Raw genomic sequence first — 17990 nt, 5'->3', positions numbered from 1 at the left:
TACTGAAAATGTCAGAGTTCGTCAAGCCATGTTACATGCGCAGTTCGGCACCCGTCTTGTTTTTCAGCGCTTCGACAACAGCCGTTGTCACTTGCTGAATCTCTTCATCTTGCAGCGTGCGTTCCGCGTTACGGAACACGAGGGCAAACGCCATGCTCTTCTTGTCCTGCGCAATCCGCTCGCCAGTGTACACGTCAAACAGTGTCAATGATTCCAGCAGATCGCCCGCCGCTTCGCGAATCGTCGCTTCCAGCGCTCCTGCTGGCACACTGCGATCGACAACCAGCGCCAGATCGCGCGTCACAGCCGGGAACTTCGGCAGTTGGCTGTAGTGGCCCGCATCTGCTGCTGCCTCAATCAGCTCGGCTACATCGAACTGGAACACGTATGTCTCAGACAAGTCGTACGCTTTTTCCGTACCTGGATGCACTTGCCCCAGATAGCCGAGGCGCTTGTCATTGACCCATACTTCCGCTGTGCGGCCCGGGTGCATGCCAGCAATGTCCGCCGCTGCCTTGTACTCGGCTGTGCGGATTCCCAGACGAGCCAGGAGCGAATCGACGATCCCTTTGACCTGATAAAAGTCTACAGGCTGTTTCGCGCCCATCCAGTTTTGCGACAGCAACTGCCCTGTCAGCGCACCTGCCACATACAGGCGCTCCTCTGGAAGCTGCGTCAGCTCTTCTTCCGCAGACAAGAACACGCGGCCAAGTTCAAAGATGGCGACGTCGTGATTTTGGCGATTTTTATTGTACGCCACTGTCTCCAAAAGGCTTGGAACGAGGCTTGTGCGTAGCGTGCTGTGCTCCTCGCTCATCGGCATCAGCAAGGATACCGGATTGACTTTATGCTGGTGGAGTCCTGCTACTGCCTCTACGCGATCCGGGTGCACGAGCGCATAAGAGATCGCTTCGTTCAATCCGGTTCCGATCAGGTGGTGGCGGATCGTCCGGCGCAGTTTTTGCTCATTGGTCAGCTGGCCTTGCGTAGTCGTGCCAGTCGGCAAGCTGGTCGGGATGTTGTCGTAGCCGTACAGGCGAGCCACTTCTTCCACCAAATCCTCAGGTAGCGTAATGTCGCCACGGCGGGTTGGGACTGTTACCGTCCAGTTGTCTTCTGCCACGGCAAACGGGAATTGCAGACGCTCGAAAATCGGGGAGACGTCTGCGGCCGACAAGCTCGTTCCGAGATGCTGGTTGATTTTGGCGAGAGTCACCGAAACAACCGCTGGTTTCGCTTCGCTCACGACAGCGGAACGGATGCCTTTGGATACGGTTGCGCCAGACAGTTGCTGGATCAGGGCAGCAGCTCGCTCCCCGGCTTCCTGCACGCGCGCCTGGTCGACTCCTTTTTCCCAACGGACGCAGCCTTCTGTGCGCATGCCCAGCGTACGAGCGGTGCGGCGTACAGTCTGCGGCGTGAACCAAGCGGCTTCGAGGATGATTTCACTCGTTTCATTCGTGATCTCGGAGTTGGCTCCGCCCATCACCCCTGCGATCGCCAAGCCTTTTGCCGGGTCGGTGATCAGCAAAGTTTGCGCATCCAGCTCGCGCTCTTGATCATCGAGCGTAACCAGCTTCTCCCCTTCTTCCGCCAGGCGAACGACAATCGTACGATCCTGGACTTGTGTCGCATCAAACGCATGCAGCGGCTGTCCGTATTCGAGCAAAACGTAGTTGGTTACGTCCACGACGTTGTTGATCGGACGAACGCCCGCTGCCATCAGGCGGTTTTTCATCCATTGCGGAGAAGTGGCGATCTTCGCGTTGGTGAAGTGGCGGCCATGGTACTGATAGCATTCGTTTTCGGCTGCGATCGACACTTGCAGCGGGTTGTCTCCGCCATTTTCCGTCAGCTCGATCTGCGGCAGTACCACTTCTTTGCCCAAAATAGCGGCTACTTCGTAAGCAACACCGAGCATGCTCAGGCAGTCGGAGCGGTTTGGCGTCAAGCCAAGCTCCAGCACGTAGTCGTCCAGACCGAGGTAAGAGATCGCATCCATGCCGATTTCCGCATCCTCAGGCAGCACCATGATGCCTTCTTGCTGATCTTTTGCCAGCAGCTTGTCGTTTAGGCCCAGCTCTTTTGCCGAGCAGATCATGCCTTGCGATTCCACGCCGCGCAGCTTGGAGCGCTTGATGTTCAGACCGCCAGGCAATTTCGCGCCAATCAGGGCCACGAGCACCTTTTGTCCTTTGTCTACGTTTGGAGCGCCGCAGACGATTTGCAAATCTTCTCCTTGCCCTGCATCGACGACGCATACGTTCAGGCGGTCAGCGTCAGGGTGCTTGCTGCGTTCTTTTACATAGCCGATGACGACACCAGAAACACCCGCGTTGCGGGATTCTACCGCATCTACTTCAATCCCGCTGCGAGTCAGCTTTTCAGCCAGCTCGTGGGGCGTCATTCCACTCAGATCGACGTACTCGGATAACCATTGGTATGATACCTTCATCTTTGCCTCTCCTCTCTAGCCTCGGTTGAACTGACGCAAGAAACGCACGTCGTTGGTATAGAAATGGCGGATGTCCTCCACCCCGTATTTGAGCATAGCGATTCGCTCTACACCCATTCCAAACGCAAATCCGCTGACTTCCTCCGGATTGTACCCTGCCATTTCCAGCACGCGCGGATGCACCATGCCAGAACCCAAAATCTCGATCCAGCCTGTCTGTTTGCACACCCGGCAACCGTGGCCGCCGCAGTTGAAGCATTGCAAGTCTACCTCTGCGCTCGGCTCCGTGAACGGGAAGAAGCTTGGGCGCAGACGAATTTGCTGATCGGCGCCGAACATTTGGCGGGCAAAGGTCAAAAGGATTCCTTTCAGGTCGCTCATTCCGATGCCTTTGTCGACAACCAGTCCCTCGATTTGCGTGAATTGGTGGGAATGGGTCGCGTCGTCGTCATCGCGGCGATACACTTTTCCGGGACAGATGATTTTTACCGGAGTCTTGCCTTCTTTTTTCAGCATCGTGCGCGCCTGCACCGGAGAAGTATGGGTGCGCATCAAAATCTCGTCGGTCACGTAAAACGTATCCTGCATGTCGCGGGCCGGATGACCTTTCGGCAGGTTGAGCATCTCGAAGTTGAAATGATCCAGCTCGACCTCAGGACCCTCAGCTACTTCAAAGCCCAGTCCGACGAAAATGTCTTCGATCTCCTCGATGATGCGGGAGAGCGGGTGCATCGTTCCGGCAGGCACCGGACGTCCTGGCAAAGTCACGTCGACCGTCTGCGAGGACAGCTTCGCATTCAGTGCCGCCTCTTCAATCGCTTGCTGCTTGCCGGAAAAAGCAGCCTCCAGCGCTTCTCTCACTTCATTCACGAGTTGCCCTACTACCGGACGCTCTTCAGGAGACAGGCTGCCCATGCCGCGCAGAAGCTCTGTCAGCTCGCCCTTTTTCCCCAGGTATTTGACGCGCAAATCCTGAAGTTGTGCAGCTTCCGTCACCTGGCTGATTTGCCCCAGTGCGGACTCCTTCATTTCTTGCAACCGAGTTTGCACTTCGAATCGCTCCTTTTTTCTGTTGATAAAAAAAGAAAAACCCGCCCCAAAAAGGGACGAGTTACTTTTTTCTCGCGGTACCACCCTTGTTAGACAGATTGCTCGCTTGTGACAAAACCGTGACATTATCACTAACTGCGAGCAAGACTTCTGCCTCACTTCAGTTCATTGCTAACGGGAATGACCCGGCTGCTCCTACTGCGCCAATGCGGTTCAGAGTGCGGCTACGGAGTGAATTCGGCAGCTATCGTGCTAAAGATGCTCGCAGTCTGTGGCATCTTCTCCCTGAAAAACAGATAGGACCTGCGTACTAGTCTCCGTCATCGCTTTGCGTTATAATCAAGATGTAGGAAAATTATAGCGCAACAAGAGCGAACTTTCAATTCTACAAATGTTACATACTCACTTGCTTGCCCTAGATCGATTTTCGCGAATCTGAAAGGGGACTTTTGACATGATCGATAAGGTTTCGGCCCTCTATGATAAAACCAATGTCTGTCGGCACTGCGAAGCAGCCTTCTCCACCAAGCGAGTCAGAAGCGGAACTCTTACCATGATTCACCGAGACAGCGACTTCTATACCACTTTCAAGGAGCAGTCCTTGAATCCGATATTGTACACCGTAAATGTATGCCCGACATGCGGCTTTGCTTTTACCGACCAGTTCACAACCAAGCTTGCTCCATGGCAAAAGCAGGCGGTCGCTGAGCATATCTCTTCGAAGTGGCAAACAAAAGACTTCGGCTCGATTCGCAAGGTGCCGGAAGCGATTGTCAGCTACAAGCTGGCGATTTACGCCGCTGAGTTGACAGACCAGCCGCACTCGGTGAAAGCCGGCCTGTACTTGCGGCTTGCCTGGCTGTACCGTTACCAGAACAACCTCCCGGAAGAACTGCGCTTCATCGCGATGGCAGTAGACGAGTACGAAGAGTCGTACATTCACTCCGACTATACGCGCGGCGACAAGGACATGTCTGAAGTGCGCCTTCTGTACCTCATCGGCGAGCTGTACCGCCGCCTGGAAAAATTCGATCTCGCCATCAAGTATTTCGGCAAGGCACTCGCTTTCCGCAATCACACGATCGAAAGCGGCATCATTCGCATGGCGCAAGATCAATGGCAGCTGGCGCGCGAGGAATTTAAAGAGAAAAAAAGCGAGCAAAAAATCGGCTGACATGCAGCATGCAGGTATTTCAACTTTGTTGGAATGCCTTTTTTATTGGCTACGTGAGTGAAAAAGGGCAAAAGGGCGCGGCACCCCCTGGTTCTCTCCCGCCCTTGCTTAGTCGATGGTGAGGACGATCTTCCCGCGTCCGCGTCTCGTTTCGATGGCCCGATGCGCATCGCCGGCCTGCTCCAGCGGGAAAGTGTGCCGGGTCGACGAGCCTGCCGCCATTGCAAGCCTTGTCCGGGCCGGACTTGGCGTCGCGTTGGTAGGCAACTGCGGAGGCCCGAACTCCCCGCTGAACTTGCTGCGCATTGAGTTCCCCGTTTGCCAGCGCAATTTCCAGATTGTTGGGCACGAAAAGCGCTACCTCTCCCTCGCTGCCCGCAAATTTCGCGACTTTCTCATCAGGTACTTTGCCGAATCGGCTGAAGCTGGTTGAACTCACGGTCAAAAACAACAGGGACACTGGAGCAATGCCCAGTATCCCTGTTTTGGTTACGTGTCACCGTCTTCTGTTGCGCTGTGCCTCATACACAAAAATTCCCGCCGCAACCGCGGCATTCAGCGACTCTGCTTTGCCGTACAGCGGAATGTGCACGAATTGGTCTGCGCACGCCAGCATTTCTTTGGAAACGCCTCTGCCCTCGTTGCCGATGACGAGCGCGATTTTGCCGGAATACTCCGCCTGATCGTACGCTACGCTGTCCTGTGCCAAAGAAGAGACGAGGACACGGCCGCCCTGGCGCTTCCACTCTTCTGCCGCTTGGCCCAGTTCCCGCATGAACAGCGGGAGGCGGAACATCGCTCCCATCGTGGCGCGCACGACTTTGCCGTTGTAGATGTCGACGCTGCCTTTGCCGAGCACGACCCCGTCGACTCCAGCCGCTTCTGCCGTCCGCAAAATCGTGCCCAGATTGCCCGGGTCCTGGATTTCGTCGAGGAACAACAGCAGCGTGTCGTCCTGGTCGGACAGCTTGTTCACCCATTCGTCCCATTCGTTCGCCGTCTTGTTTACTTCAGCCACAATTCCTTGCGGCGACTTCGTTTCCGACAGCTTGGCCAAAACAGCAGCAGAAGCTGCGATCACCTGCGTATCCTGGGGATGATTCGCGAGTGCCCGCTGGCAGGCCGGATCGAGATTCCGCTCCTGATCGTACAGGACTGTCACGACGTGCGCTCCGCTTTTCAGCGCCTCTTCTACCAGATGGGCGCCTTCGACGAGAAAACGCCCCTGCTCCTCCCGGCCTTTTTTATCGAGCAACTGGTGAAGTCTTTTCACCAGCGGGTTTTGAACAGAAGTGATGATTTCATATGCCATGGTTACGCCCGCTCCTCAAATGCTTTCAAATCTTTGTTGTTTCCGATCACGACAAGCACGTCTCCGTACTGAATGACTTCATCCGGGCTTGGTGCGATATTGAATTTGTCTCCGCTCTTGATCGCGATGACGTTGACCTCGTATTTTCGGCGGATATCGAGCTGTCTCAAGTTCTGGCCTACCAGTTTGGACGATACCACGACCTCTGCCACGCTGTAGTCTTCTGCCAGTTCGATAAAATCGAGGACGTTGGCGGAGATGAGGTTATGCGCTACCCGCACGCCCATGTCCCGCTCGGGGAATACGACCCGGTCGGCTCCCACCTTGTACAACACTTGTCCGTGTCGCTCATTTTGCGCCTTGGCGACGATCTTTTTCACGCCCAGTTCCTTGAGTGTCAGGACTGTCAAAATGCTCGCCTGAATATCCACCCCGATCGCCACGACAACCACGTCGAAGTTGCGAATGCCGATTTCTTTCAAAGCCCGTTCATCTGTCGAGTCAGCCGCAACCGCGTGGGTGACGTACTGAATATTTTCATTGATGCGTTCTTCGTTTTCGTCGATTCCCATCACTTCGTAATCCATTTCGTACAACGTTCTGGCCACGCTGGAACCAAACCGTCCCATCCCGATAATGGCAAATTGTTTTGACATGCTGATCTTCTCCTTCGATCCATATCCAATATGAAGCATTATAGCATTAGCAAACCGTGCTTTGCACAAGAGAGCGCCAAAGTTGCATTACTTTTTCCAGCCTTATGATTCGGCACTTTCTGATAGTACAATGAAATCCCTCGCCACAAAAGGGGGTATGGGCAATCCCGCGAAGACAAATACTAACCCATGTATTCATTTACACAAGAGAGGTGCTAGATAAGGTTATGAACATTGCCTCGCTCAATTTGCGTCAAGCGATCATGTACAAAATGCAAGGCTCCGATTCAGGAGCGGTACAAGAAACGATCACCGATGCGATCACAAGCGGCCAGGAAAAAACATTGCCTGGTCTCGGCGTCCTGTTTGAAGTGCTGTGGCAAAACAGCGACTCCTCCGCCCGCCAGGAGATGGTGGAGACGATCGCATCCCACTTGCCCGCTCAGGCAGAAAAGCCGATTTAATCCAAAAGACATCAGGCAAAAGGGAGAGACGACTTTACGTCCCTCCCTTTTTGTCGTCTGCCACAGCATGAGCACCTCTCGCCCGAAACAACTGGATGACCGCCAACAGAGTCGGAAAGAGCACGGTTGGCAAATAGCTGAAATACGTCAACTTCTGGGCATAGGCGAAAAACTCGACGATGTTTTGTGGTCCCAGCGAGACATAAAAAAGCGGGATGATGAAAACAGGGGCAGCGATGCGCTGGAATCGGATTCCCTTCTTCAGCCACAAGCGCGTCGCGTAAATCATCGTATAGTACATGTTGCCAAACGTCGTGAAGACAGAAGCCATCCAGATCGTGAGAAAAGCGGACTCCATCCGCTCCAGAAACCAGCCTGTCCGCTGCGCTGTCTTGACCATCTCCAATGTCGGCCAGATGAGGTGTTGCAGTTCTTCGTAGCCAAACACGACAATGCCCGCTGCCACTGTCAGCACGTACGACACGACTGTGAAGCTCAACCCGCCCCATGTAGCAAGCGCAATTCTCGCCCCCGGCATAGCCAATCCGAAGTAGATCATCATCAGCTCAAATCCCGTGTACATCGTAAACGTCCCGATGGCGGTTTCGGCAGTCCCTTTCCACGAGTCGATGTGCAACGGAAGCAGGTTGTACCAGCTCGCGCTATTGATCGTCACATACGGAATGATCAGGATCGGAACAAACATGATCGGAAACAACAGCTCGTTCACACGGACCAGCACCTCGAACTCGTGCATGCACAAATAGAGAACAATCATGAACAAGGTCAGCACGATTACTTCCAGCGGTGTATCCAAAAGCACGGTCGTCACGATCACTTCGCCAAACCCGCGCGCCACCATGCCCGTATTCAAAAACTGAAACAGGAGGTAGGCGAGAATCCAGGGGAAATGGAGAATTTTCCCCCATGTCTGGTGACGTTTGCCGCCAAATATAAGTGGAGCGTATTCGACAAAAGTCAAACCCGGGTACTGTTTGCTCAAGTAAATGATGGACATGAGCGGAATGACCGCAATCAATCCGCCGATCAGCGGCCCCAGCCACCCCATCTCCTGCATCTGGGTCGTTGCTGTCCGCGGCAAGGTAAGGATGCCTACTCCGATCATCGAGCTGATCAGGATTGCGATTAGTTGCCATGTACTGATGCTGCCCCGTTGATTTTCCATCTTCATCGGCTCCTATTGCATTTCCATCCCTAAGCGGCGAACTTTGATCGTATAATCTACGCCAATTGGAAAATTTTTAAAATCCTTATGCCAATCGTGCTTCTCCCAGTAATCGCGGTAATGGTGTGCCCGAAGAGCAAGGCCGAGCTTCAAAATGTCACTGTTGTCTTCTTTTTGCAACTGATAGAACAGCTTTTTCGCCCGCTCCTCCATTTCTTTTTTGATCAGCCGCTGCATGTCCTGGATAAACTTTTCCGGCGACACTTTCGTATTCGCGGTCACTTCCACGATATCGCCCTGCAGCTCACAGTAAAACATCGCCGCAAACGCTTCGTTGTTTTTGTTTCCTCCCTTGCTTTTCTCCGTAAGCTCCAGCCTGGTTTTGACAAAATGGGGGCGAAAGGTGACATAGCCGTTGTCTGTATTGGGCAACGGGATGACGACATCGCCTCCCCGGTCTTCGTTGCGCAGTTGCAAAAGCGACCACGATTGAACATCGTTCAGCGTGCCTACCATCTTGTGCTCGCGAAAGACGGCCACACCTCGCCAGCGCACTTCGGTTGCGCTTGCCTGCACGTAGTTTAGGAACGGCTGCATCGATTTGTTGGACGTTTGGTTGAAATAGTCTCCCAAAGTCTGATCCGGGATCGCGCCCATCTTCACTCCGTTCTCAATCAGATCCATGAGAAACACGACAGGGATTTGCGCCAGTTGCGGCTTGATTTTGAGCAAGGTGGCGGCTTCTCCTTTGACGACGATGGGCCACATCAGGCGGCGGATTTGCGGTTCGCGGCGGAAGCTGTCCATGATGTCGCTGATTCCTTTTTTCGCCACTTCTTCACTGACAGCGAGCACGCGGGTATGGCCCAAAAACAGCTTTTGGTTCAGCCGCAATTGCAGGTTGTTGTTGGCATCGAGAATCGTCCGCCCGGTCACGCTCATGATTTTTACCGCATCGGCATTCCCGCCGCCTCCCTGTCCGCTGCTTCCCGCGATTTTGATCGGAATCGGAATTTGCACAGTCAATCTGTACAAATCTTTTTGTCCTTCTGCCATATCGATCGCGATCGCGAGGACGGAGGTTCGCTCCTCCAGCTCTCTTCTGTCCCAGCATCCTGTCAAAAGAGAGGCGCACAAACAAACAATTGCCATTCGGAGCCACCCTTTAGCCATCTGCATTCCTCTCCTTTTGTTTTCGTCCCACACCTCGGAAGAAAAGCATAGTCAAGTAGAGGGCCGGTATTCCCAGATTGAGGATGAGGCTGTATATGCCCAAGTAGGAGCTGGCCCGAAACATTTCGACGATGTTTTGCGGCCACAGCGCGATATAGTAGAGCGGAATGAACATGATAGCCGAGATCAATCGCTGAAAGCCCAACCCTCTGTTGAACAGCTGCCGCAATCCGTATACGACGGCGTAGTAAGCGTTCGCCACTGTCGTAAACACAGCGGTAACCCACACAGCGAGAAAAGCCGATTCCAGACGTTCCAGGATCAATCCGGGCACTTGCGTCGTTTTCACCAGCTCCAGAGTCGGCCAGGCCACGCGCTGCAGCTCCTCGTAGCCGAATACGACAATGCCAGCCACGACAATCAAGGTGTAGACGAACATGCCCATCGCGATCCCGTAAAAGCCTGCCCTTACCTTGCTTTGATTTTCATGCGCGTAAGCAAAAAAGATGAGCATGATCTCATAGCCGGAAAAAGAATAAATCGCCTCGTAAGCCCCCTTGATCAAGGAGGAGCCACTGGCTCGAAAAAGCGGCAGCAGATTGTTCCACTCCGCTTTTTGAAAGGAAGCAAACGCGATGAACAAAAGCGGAAACAAAATCATCGGCAGCAACAGCTCGTTGATGCGCGCGACAACCTCCAGATCGTGCAAGGAAAGAATGAATGCCAGCAAAAACATGGTAATGATAATCACTTCGAGCGGCGTATCCAGCAAAACCGATGTCACTACCACCTCGCCAAAAATTCGCGAGACGATTGCCGTCGACAAGTACATGAACCCGAGATAAAGGATGATCCAGGGGAGACTGAGCCATTTTCCCATGCGCGAGTTTTTTTTCGCTCCCCAGACAATCGTGCTGTATTCGATGAAGGTCATCCCCGGAAAATGCTGGCTGAGCTTGGCGATCATCCAGACGGAGACAAAAGCGACGATCGAACCGAACAGGGGTGACATCCATCCCGCCTCATACAAGATGGCCGAGGTGGTGCGCGGCAAGGTCAAAACCCCTACCCCAATCAGCGTGCTGGTAATCAAGGACGTCTGCTGCCACAAGGAAAACGTTTGTTGTTGGCTGCTCACGTCCTGCCTGCTCACGGTTTTTCATCCTCTCTCATTCGGATTTCATCGTGTACATGAAACATGGTGGGGCGGGTTCGCAGCAAATGGTGCGGCGCCCGGATGAACAAATCTTTCATCCCCCTCAAATTCAGCGGACTGAGCGGCGACATGTACGGCACGCCGAACGATTTGAGCGAGGACAAATGAATCAAAATGACGATCAAAAACAGCATGATCCCGTACAAGCCGAACATTCCCGCGAGAAGCATGACCGGAAAGCGCAGCATCCGGATGGCAATCGCCGCGCTGTAGCTGGGAGACGCAAATGATCCGATCGTCGTCACCGCGACAATGATGACCATGACCGGACTGACCAGCCCGGCAGACACCGCCGCCTCCCCTACTACCAGCGCTCCGACGATCCCGATTGTCGGTCCGATCGGCCCCGGCAGCCGGACGCTCGCCTCCCGCAAAATCTCGATGGCCAGCTCCATAAACAACGCCTCTACCAGCGAAGGAAACGGAACCGTCGACCTGCCCGCTGCCATCGCAATCACGAGCCGGGACGGGATCATTTCCGGATGAAAGGCGCTGAAGGCAATGTACAGGGACGGCAGGAGCAAGGCGATCGAAATACTGATGATGCGAATAAACCGCAGCAGTGTCGCAATGTAAAATCGTTCATAGTAATCCTCCGGGCTTTGATAAAACTGGGAGAACACAGCCGGAGCAATCAAGGCAAAAGGCGTCCCGTCGACCAGGATGCCTACTTTTCCTTCCAGCAGGTTAGCCACGACCTTGTCCGGCCTCTCGGTATTTTGAATCTGGGGAAAAGGCGACCACCTGCGATCCTGGATCAACTGCTCGATGTAGCCGCTCTCCAGGATGGAATCGACATTGATTTTTTCCATGCGCGCCAGCACTTCTTGCACCATCGGCGGATGGGCGATCCCCTCGATGTACATCACATAAATATCGGTCTGCGTCCGTTGCCCGATGACCATGTGGCGCACCCGCAGGTTCGGGTCCTTCAGGCGAAACCGGATCAGCGCGGAGTTGACACAGAGCGTCTCGCAAAAGCCATCCCGCGGCCCGCGCACGACAGACTCTGTCTGCGGCTCGTCCACGCTTCGTCTGTCCCAGCCGCGCGTGTTGTTCAAGTACGCTTTGCTTTCGCCATTTCGCATGAGCACGGCTGTTCCCGACAAAACATTGCGGATGACCTGTCTCAGCCCGTCGGTGGACTCCAGCTCGTTTGACGCGGGCAGATCGACGGGAATTTGCGGGTTGGTCATATACGTGATGATAAATTCGCTAATAATGTTGCGATCGACCATCCCGTCCAGAAACACGATCGCGCAATCGGTATCCCGCTTGTCCCGGAAACGCCGGATGACCAGATCATCGCAATCGCCCAAGCCTTTCTCGATCATCATGATATTTTCATCAATCACCAATGAAAGCTCTATATCCGAAATATTTTCCATACTTCTGTCCGTATGATGATGTAGCGCCTTCTCCTGAAGGGTGTCCTTCCGCTTTTGCCACGCTTTCCAAAACTGGCTCAACGCCTTCCCCTCCTAGATTGTGGGCATGCGATATCGAGTACGGATAGTGTGCCCAAGAAAGGAAATGAAAACCCATTTTTTAAGGAAACAAGAAAAAAGGTACAGCGCCCTCGGTTTTGTGAGTGGCTGTACCTGTTCTGTATCAACGGGGCTTTTTCAGTAGTCTCCTAAAGTCAAAACCCTCTCTTTTTTGAGCCATCCGTTGCGGCTACTTTTTCGGCAATCCGTTGACCGGGTTGCCCAGAAGCGGGGTGGACAGCACGTAGATGCCGTGGTTGGAGAAAGCCCACACGAGGTTGCGATCCCACTCGACGAAAATGCTGTGCACCGGATTGGAGTGCTCGCTCTGCTCGAAGCCGCTGCCGTCGTTGCTCAAGTATTCGCCGGACATTTTTGGCACAAAGTAAGCGCCAATCGTCGGTTTGTTCGGGTCTTTCAGGTCAAAGACTTGCACGCCTGCGTTGTAAAAGGCGTACGGCATGACCGTTTGGCTAGGCGTGCCCGGCTGAATCGCCGCGTAGCCGCTGCGCTTCGGTCCGAAGCTGCCGCGACGCTGGCAGTAGTCTGTGAACGGAGCGTCGCTTGGCGGCGTAGGCCGTGGCAAAGTCATGGCGATTTTCGGTTTCAGCGGGTCGCGAACGTCGATCGCATAAATTTCCTTGTACGGCTCGTGGCAGTCTTCGCCAAGCGGGTAGCCGCTGTAATAGACCATTCCGGTCGTCTCTACTTTGGTCACATCGATATTGTCGCCTTCCGTACCGCTCACACTCATCGGCATGTCGATATGGGATACGGCTTTCATGTTGTTCGGATCGCTGATGTCCACTACCCAGAAGCCGTAGCCGCCCATCGCTGCATAGCCGTACTTGCCGCCCTGTTCAACCGGCTTCGGAATGAACAGCGGCATTCTCGCGCCCATCCAGGTCGTCTTGTTGCCTGCACGCGGGTTTTTGTTGTACTCGGCTTCTTCCCCTTTGCGCTGTCCAGGCACCCACCATGTATCCAGACGTTTTGGCTTGGTCGGATCGGAGACGTCAAAGGCCAATTGTCCTGCGGAGTACAGATAGCTTTTGTACTCGGTATTGGAGAAGCTGTCGTCCGGCGCTCCGGCGATAAACAAATATTTGTCGCCGTTATACACAGGCACATCCAGACCGCCCGAGCCTTGCTGTACGGCATCGCCAGGCTTCGCCTTCGGGTCAAGCGCCGTTTCGGAGAGTAGCTTCCAATCGGTAAACAGCGGGCTGGTTACTTCATAAATCCGGAAGCCGCGCAGCATTTCGCGTTTTTTGATCGCTTCCACTTCTTCGGGATTGGTGTATTTGTTGGACAGTACACCGTAGCGCGGCACTTCGTAAACTTGCACAGCGATCAGCTTGCCGAGTTGTTTGTTGTACTTGATCGTCATCGGTCCAAACTGGTGTTCTACTTTGGTGTCAAAGTTTTTGTACGCGATGCGCTTGGCATTGCGCGGATCAGTAATATCGTACACGTTGTACATCGTCGTTTCGTAGTCGTACAAATAGCGGCGGCCATTCAAGTCAAAAGTGGCTTGCCAGCTGTGGCCCCACCCTGCCACGTACGGGTAAAATCCTTCGACTTTCATGTTTTTGATGTACTGGTTTTGATCCAAATAAGGCAAGCTTCCGTTGAACGGCTGCGGCCCTTCGTTGTCCGGCGAAGCAGCCGGATGCTTGAACTTGCCTGTTTTGACATCGTATCCCCACGTACCAGCCGCAGGCTCCGCCGGTTCGCCAGGGAGCAGCTTGTGCTCTGCTTTTGGATACGGCGGCGGCGCATCAGGCGCATTCACATTCAGCCCGGTACGCGGAGCGGTAAAGCTGTTTGACTGAGCCTCTCCCGCAGCATTTACGGCTGTCAACGGGATGAGCGAGCCTACCGCGAGCGCAGTGGCAAGCCATGCACTGACGACTCGCTTTGTCTGCTTGTTCTTCATCGAATTTCCCCCCTACCTTTTCTCTCAACGTTTTATGAAAGTCTGGATGTTACGATGGGATGTCTTTCTTGTCGCTTGCGCCTTGCTTGCCCATGTTGACGGACGCTTCATAGGCAGCCGGGTTTGCCTTTTTCCAGATGAAGTAGGCGATCGTGATGAGCAGCAAAAGCGGGAAGCCCATAGTCAAGGTGTCCTTAAATTCCGGCTGGAACCAGGTCGAGAGTACGACGCAAGCCAGTAAAACAGCTCCGATAATCGTCAAGTACGGGAAGCCGATCATTCTCACTGGCAGTTTGCGACCGCCCATTTCCTCCCATTTGCGGCGGAAAAACAAGTGGGTGACAAAGACCATGAACCAGGCGAACATGGCACCGAAGCTGGAAAGGGAGATCATCACGACGAACGACTGGTCAGGTGCGACGATGTTGATAATCGAGGCGATGGCAATTCCGATGGTGGACAGCGCCAGCGCTTTGACCGGAACGCCTTTTTTGCTCAGCTCTCCGAGTTTGGCAGGAGCGAAGCCTGCGCGGGACAAGGAAAATACCATGCGGGTAGAAATGTACAGCTGGCTGTTCATCGCAGACAGGGCAGCCGTGAGCACGACGAAGTTCATGATGCCAGCCGCGCCGGGAATATTGATAATTTGAAATACTTTGACAAATGGACTCGCATCACTTCCGGCATTTTGCCAAGGAACGATCATCAGCATCAAAGCGAGCGTCATGATGTAGAACAGGACGAGACGAACGACTGCCGACTTCAACGCCATCGGAACCGCTTTTTCCGGTTCTTTCGCTTCTCCAGCACTGACCGCGATCATTTCAATGCTGAGATAGCTGAACAAGGAGATGAAAATGGCGATCCACATGCCCCACATGCCATTCGGGAAAAAGCCTCCGTTGTTCGTGAAGTTTTGCGGGCCGATCTCCGGGTTCGCGCTACCGCCGAATACGACATAAGCTCCGAATACGATAAACAAAATAATGGCAGCGACTTTAATCATAGAGAACCAGTATTCGACGGTACCGAACAAATTGACACTGGTAGCGTTTACATAAAGCAGAACGGCTGAGAAGATGAGAATCCAGATGATGCCTGGAACGTCAGGGAACCAGTATTTCATGTAGACAGACATCGCAGATACTTCGGTTCCTATCGCGCAGACCAGACTGAACCAGTACGCGTAGCGGACGGAAAAGCCTGCCCACGGACTCACGTAACGCTCCGCATGGGCGCCAAACGAGCCTGTCGTCGGATGAGCTACCGTCATTTCCGCGAGGCAGCCCATCAGCAGCAGTGCGATCACGGCCCCGATCAAATAGCTGACAATTACGCTCGGTCCGGCAAAGCCAATCGCCATCCCGCTTCCCAAAAACAACCCCGTACCGATTGCGCCGCCGATGGCAATCATGGCGAGCTGGCGGGTGGTTAACCCGCGCTGCAGCCCCTTTTCACGTTCCATGATGTCTTGAAATTGATTTTGATTTGCCAAGTGCACTCACTCCTTTAACCAAGCGCTTAGGCGACAACCCCGCGCTTGTTTTCGAATTTTTCGTAGCGCTTTTCTTGCATGATCGCTTTTAACACTTGCACGCTTTCCCAGACTTCGCTGTACGTCGTGTAGAAGGCAACCGGAGCCAAGCGAATGATGTTCGGCGCGCGGAAGTCCGGAATGATCCCGCCCTCTTTCAACGCCTTGCAAATTCGCACCGCTTCTTCGTGTTCCAGGCTGACGTGACCGCCGCGGCGTTCGTCCTCTGTCGGATTCGCTACGGTAAAGCCCATGCCAGCCAGCTCCACTTCCATCAAATCCATCATGTATCTCGTAAGTTTGAGCGACTTTTCGCGGAGCTTCTCGATCGGCACTTCTTGGAACATTTCCAGCGAACCGAGCAGCGGTGCGACGCTTAGCATGTTCGGCGTTCCCAATTGATAGGCGCCCGCCGTCTCGCAGACGTCCAGCGTATGTTCCATATCGAACTGTTTGTCTTTTTTCGAGCTGTACCAGCCTGTCAATCCCGGTACTCTGCCAAAATGCTTGCGGTTGACATACAGGCTTCCTACGCAGCCAGGGCCGCCGTTCAGGTACTTGTAGTTGCACCAGTAAGCGAAATCCACTTCCCACTTGCTGAAGTAGTGCGGGATGGCTCCTACCGAGTGGCAGCCGTCAAAGCCGATCAGGATGCCCCTCTCGTGAGCTGCTTTGGTCAGACGTTCGATATCGAGCAGTTGTCCGCTGCGGTAGAGCACAGTCGGCAAAATGACGAGTGCGACTTCCTCTGTCATCGCGCTGATAATGTCGTCTTCTTCAATGAGACGGCCGTCACGGGAAGCGATGCGAACCAGCTGTTCATCCGGATTCAAGCCGTGCAGTTTGATTTGGCTTTGCAGGGCGTAAATGTCGGTCGGGAAGTCAAGCTCTGTCGCAATGATTTTCGTTCTTTTCCCTTGCGGCTGATAAAAAGTCGCTGCCAACTGATGCAAGTTGACGGTGGTAGAACCAGTCACAATGACTTCATCCGGTTCAGCCCCGACGAGCGACGCACTCATTTCCCCCAATTTTTCTGGCAGGAAAAACCACGGATGCTGTCCTGTCGTCCAACCGTCAATGCCAAGCTCTTTCCAAGAAAGCATGATGTCCTGCAAGCTTTTCTCTGCTCGTTTTGACATAAGTCCCAGCGAATTGCCATCCAGGTACATGGCAGGCAGCAAGTAAAACTCTTCGCGGTATTTTGTCAACTCGTCCTGGGCATCCAGCTGTTGGGCGTAGCTTTGTGTTAGTGGGATAGATGATTGAGACATGAGTGACCTCCTTGATTTTCCGTTACAGGGAACGGGATTGTTCTTTTGTGACTCCCCCCGCGCCCCAGTGGGAAGGGGGAACCTCTGTTACCAGTACACGGACTTGCTCCGGCTTCACCTGCAAGCTATCTGTGATGGCTTGAGTAACGCCCTCAATCATTTGTCTGATCTGTTCTTTGTCTCGGCCTTCCAGGATGGACACCTGTACGATTGGCATGAACATCACCTCTGTCTTTTCAACAAGCTGTAAAGCCGCTGCCTCGGTTGACTATGTTGCCGGTCTACGCCTGGCAGCCGAAGGAGACACTGCCCAAACCGTCGACCGTCACGGTAATGACGTCACCCGGTTCAAAGGCAATCGCTTCTGTGATCGCACCGGACAACACAATCTGGCCTTTTTTCAAACCAAGTCCGCGCTCGCCCAGCTTGTTGACTGCCCAGGCCATTGCCGCTGCCGGCGATCCCAGCACGGCCGCTCCGGAGCCTGTCGTCTGAGTCACGCCATTTTTGCTCATGACCACACCTGTTAACGCGAGATCAAATTCGTGGGGCGATACCCATTTGCTGCCTACCAGAAAAGCGGAAGAAGAGCAATTGTCCGCCACGACATCCGGGAGGGTGAAACGGAAATTTTCATAGCGGCTGTCGATGATTTCGATGGCTGGCGCGACATAGCGCGTGGCGCGCAGCACATCTTCGGCCGTCACGGCTGTTCCCGCCAAATCTTCGCCCATGAGAAACGCGATTTCCGGCTCTGCCTTGGGATGGATGAAGCGTTGGCAGGAAAGCGGCTCCCACTCCAGCGCGAGCATCCCGTCTGTCAGGTAGCCGTAAATAGCTTCGTGCACCCCCATCATTTGCTGCTTGGCCCTGCTGGTCAATCCCAGCTTCAAGCCGATGCAGCGCTCACCATCAGCTTCCATTCGCGCAATCAGCTGCGCTTGAATCTCATAGGCAGTCTCGATGGGCAAGTCAGGGTACTTCGCCGTCAGCTTTTCCACCTCACGCCGTTCCCGTTGTGCCCTAAGTAAATATTCGACCAGCTCGCTTTGCACTTCCTGCGTCACTGTCAT

General features: G+C 54.0%; 16 protein-coding genes and 1 pseudogene. 3 read left to right on the top strand and 14 right to left on the bottom strand.

What is annotated here, in order from left to right; all coding sequences use genetic code 11:
* Window positions 1-31: 31 nt before the first annotated feature.
* A complete protein-coding gene (pheT, locus tag HP435_RS08350) occupies window positions 32-2455 on the bottom strand; it encodes a phenylalanine--tRNA ligase subunit beta (RefSeq protein WP_122963157.1) in 2424 nt (807 codons plus the stop codon).
* A 15-nt stretch (window positions 2456-2470) separates the two neighbouring features.
* Entirely contained in the window at window positions 2471-3505 is a 1035-nt protein-coding gene (gene pheS / locus HP435_RS08345; protein WP_122963156.1) for a phenylalanine--tRNA ligase subunit alpha, read from the bottom strand.
* A 454-nt stretch (window positions 3506-3959) separates the two neighbouring features.
* Between pheS and HP435_RS08340 the strand changes: the two genes are divergently transcribed.
* On the top strand, window positions 3960-4679 hold the full coding sequence (locus tag HP435_RS08340; RefSeq protein ID WP_122963155.1) for a DUF2225 domain-containing protein: 720 nt from the start codon (window positions 3960-3962) through the stop codon (window positions 4677-4679).
* Window positions 4680-4787: 108 nt separating this feature from the next.
* Here the strand turns inward: HP435_RS08340 and HP435_RS08335 are convergent, their stop codons facing one another.
* Window positions 4788-4901 carry a zinc-binding dehydrogenase gene (locus HP435_RS08335; RefSeq protein ID WP_242772119.1) on the bottom strand — a complete coding sequence of 38 codons (114 nt, stop codon included), beginning with the start codon at window positions 4899-4901 and terminating at the stop codon, window positions 4788-4790.
* Here HP435_RS08335 and HP435_RS08330 point away from each other — a divergent pair.
* Window positions 4873-5112 (top strand): annotated as a pseudogene (locus HP435_RS08330) (LysR substrate-binding domain-containing protein); the annotation flags it as partial. The gene HP435_RS08335 and the pseudogene HP435_RS08330 overlap by 29 nt on opposite strands.
* Window positions 5113-5175: 63 nt before the next feature.
* Here HP435_RS08330 and rlmB read toward each other — a convergent pair.
* Both rlmB and HP435_RS08320 read right to left on the bottom strand, forming a co-directional pair.
* The gene (gene rlmB / locus HP435_RS08325; protein ID WP_122963154.1) at window positions 5176-5991 is read right to left on the bottom strand and encodes a 23S rRNA (guanosine(2251)-2'-O)-methyltransferase RlmB; all 816 of its coding nucleotides are present in this window, start codon (window positions 5989-5991) and stop codon (window positions 5176-5178) included.
* Between the two features lie 2 nt (window positions 5992-5993).
* Entirely contained in the window at window positions 5994-6647 is a 654-nt protein-coding gene (locus HP435_RS08320; RefSeq protein ID WP_005829288.1) for a potassium channel family protein, read from the bottom strand.
* A 227-nt stretch (window positions 6648-6874) separates the two neighbouring features.
* Here HP435_RS08320 and sspI point away from each other — a divergent pair, with 227 nt between their 5' ends.
* Complete coding sequence (sspI, locus tag HP435_RS08315; protein WP_063227234.1) at window positions 6875-7111, top strand: small acid-soluble spore protein SspI; 237 nt, start codon at window positions 6875-6877, stop codon at window positions 7109-7111.
* 34 nt (window positions 7112-7145) lie between these two features.
* Here sspI and HP435_RS08310 read toward each other — a convergent pair whose 3' ends face one another.
* From HP435_RS08310 to HP435_RS08270, 9 genes are all read right to left on the bottom strand, one after another.
* Window positions 7146-8297 (bottom strand): GerAB/ArcD/ProY family transporter, encoded by a 1152-nt coding sequence (locus HP435_RS08310; RefSeq protein WP_173598348.1) that lies wholly within the window; start codon window positions 8295-8297, stop codon window positions 7146-7148.
* A 12-nt stretch (window positions 8298-8309) separates the two neighbouring features.
* Window positions 8310-9470, bottom strand: a complete 1161-nt coding sequence (locus HP435_RS08305) for a Ger(x)C family spore germination protein (RefSeq protein ID WP_122963152.1) — start codon at window positions 9468-9470, stop codon at window positions 8310-8312.
* Window positions 9463-10623, bottom strand: a complete 1161-nt coding sequence (locus HP435_RS08300; protein ID WP_122963151.1) for a GerAB/ArcD/ProY family transporter — start codon at window positions 10621-10623, stop codon at window positions 9463-9465. Before HP435_RS08300 ends, HP435_RS08305 begins: the two co-directional genes overlap by 8 nt.
* On the bottom strand, window positions 10620-12155 hold the full coding sequence (locus HP435_RS08295; protein WP_122963150.1) for a spore germination protein: 1536 nt from the start codon (window positions 12153-12155) through the stop codon (window positions 10620-10622). Before HP435_RS08295 ends, HP435_RS08300 begins: the two co-directional genes overlap by 4 nt.
* Window positions 12156-12363: 208 nt before the next feature.
* Complete coding sequence (locus HP435_RS08290) at window positions 12364-14112, bottom strand: LVIVD repeat-containing protein (RefSeq protein WP_173598349.1); 1749 nt, start codon at window positions 14110-14112, stop codon at window positions 12364-12366.
* Between the two features lie 49 nt (window positions 14113-14161).
* Window positions 14162-15577 carry an amino acid permease gene (locus tag HP435_RS08285; protein ID WP_122963265.1) on the bottom strand — a complete coding sequence of 472 codons (1416 nt, stop codon included), beginning with the start codon at window positions 15575-15577 and terminating at the stop codon, window positions 14162-14164.
* Window positions 15578-15633: 56 nt separating this feature from the next.
* Window positions 15634-16917 carry a kynureninase gene (gene kynU, locus HP435_RS08280; protein WP_173598350.1) on the bottom strand — a complete coding sequence of 428 codons (1284 nt, stop codon included), beginning with the start codon at window positions 16915-16917 and terminating at the stop codon, window positions 15634-15636.
* 22 nt (window positions 16918-16939) lie between these two features.
* The gene (locus tag HP435_RS08275; protein WP_122963147.1) at window positions 16940-17134 is read right to left on the bottom strand and encodes a 4-oxalocrotonate tautomerase; all 195 of its coding nucleotides are present in this window, start codon (window positions 17132-17134) and stop codon (window positions 16940-16942) included.
* A 64-nt stretch (window positions 17135-17198) separates the two neighbouring features.
* The gene (locus HP435_RS08270; protein WP_122963146.1) at window positions 17199-17990 is read right to left on the bottom strand and encodes a 2-keto-4-pentenoate hydratase; all 792 of its coding nucleotides are present in this window, start codon (window positions 17988-17990) and stop codon (window positions 17199-17201) included.

This window comes from Brevibacillus sp. HD3.3A (assembly GCF_013284375.2).
In the GTDB taxonomy this organism is placed as follows: Bacteria; Bacillota; Bacilli; order Brevibacillales; family Brevibacillaceae; genus Brevibacillus; species Brevibacillus parabrevis.
The sequence above is the reverse complement of the archived record's forward strand: the minus strand, read 5'-3'. Positions and strand labels throughout refer to the sequence as shown.

Bases quoted from the DNA above. Each gene is read 5' to 3' on its own strand.
- rlmB (WP_122963154.1), bottom strand. From the start codon at position 5,991: ATGGCATATGAAATCATCACTTCTGTTCAAAACCCGCTGGTGAAAAGA.
- HP435_RS08340 (WP_122963155.1), top strand. From the start codon at position 3,960: ATGATCGATAAGGTTTCGGCCCTCTATGATAAAACCAATGTCTGTCGG.
- HP435_RS08270 (WP_122963146.1), bottom strand. From the start codon at position 17,990: ATGACAGTGACGCAGGAAGTGCAAAGCGAGCTGGTCGAATATTTACTT.
- HP435_RS08290 (WP_173598349.1), bottom strand. From the start codon at position 14,112: ATGAAGAACAAGCAGACAAAGCGAGTCGTCAGTGCATGGCTTGCCACT.
- HP435_RS08275 (WP_122963147.1), bottom strand. From the start codon at position 17,134: ATGCCAATCGTACAGGTGTCCATCCTGGAAGGCCGAGACAAAGAACAG.
- HP435_RS08285 (WP_122963265.1), bottom strand. From the start codon at position 15,577: ATGGAACGTGAAAAGGGGCTGCAGCGCGGGTTAACCACCCGCCAGCTC.
- pheT (WP_122963157.1), bottom strand. From the start codon at position 2,455: ATGAAGGTATCATACCAATGGTTATCCGAGTACGTCGATCTGAGTGGA.
- HP435_RS08305 (WP_122963152.1), bottom strand. From the start codon at position 9,470: ATGGCTAAAGGGTGGCTCCGAATGGCAATTGTTTGTTTGTGCGCCTCT.
- HP435_RS08310 (WP_173598348.1), bottom strand. From the start codon at position 8,297: ATGGAAAATCAACGGGGCAGCATCAGTACATGGCAACTAATCGCAATC.
- kynU (WP_173598350.1), bottom strand. From the start codon at position 16,917: ATGTCTCAATCATCTATCCCACTAACACAAAGCTACGCCCAACAGCTG.
- sspI (WP_063227234.1), top strand. From the start codon at position 6,875: ATGAACATTGCCTCGCTCAATTTGCGTCAAGCGATCATGTACAAAATG.
- HP435_RS08320 (WP_005829288.1), bottom strand. From the start codon at position 6,647: ATGTCAAAACAATTTGCCATTATCGGGATGGGACGGTTTGGTTCCAGC.
- HP435_RS08335 (WP_242772119.1), bottom strand. From the start codon at position 4,901: ATGGCGGCAGGCTCGTCGACCCGGCACACTTTCCCGCTGGAGCAGGCC.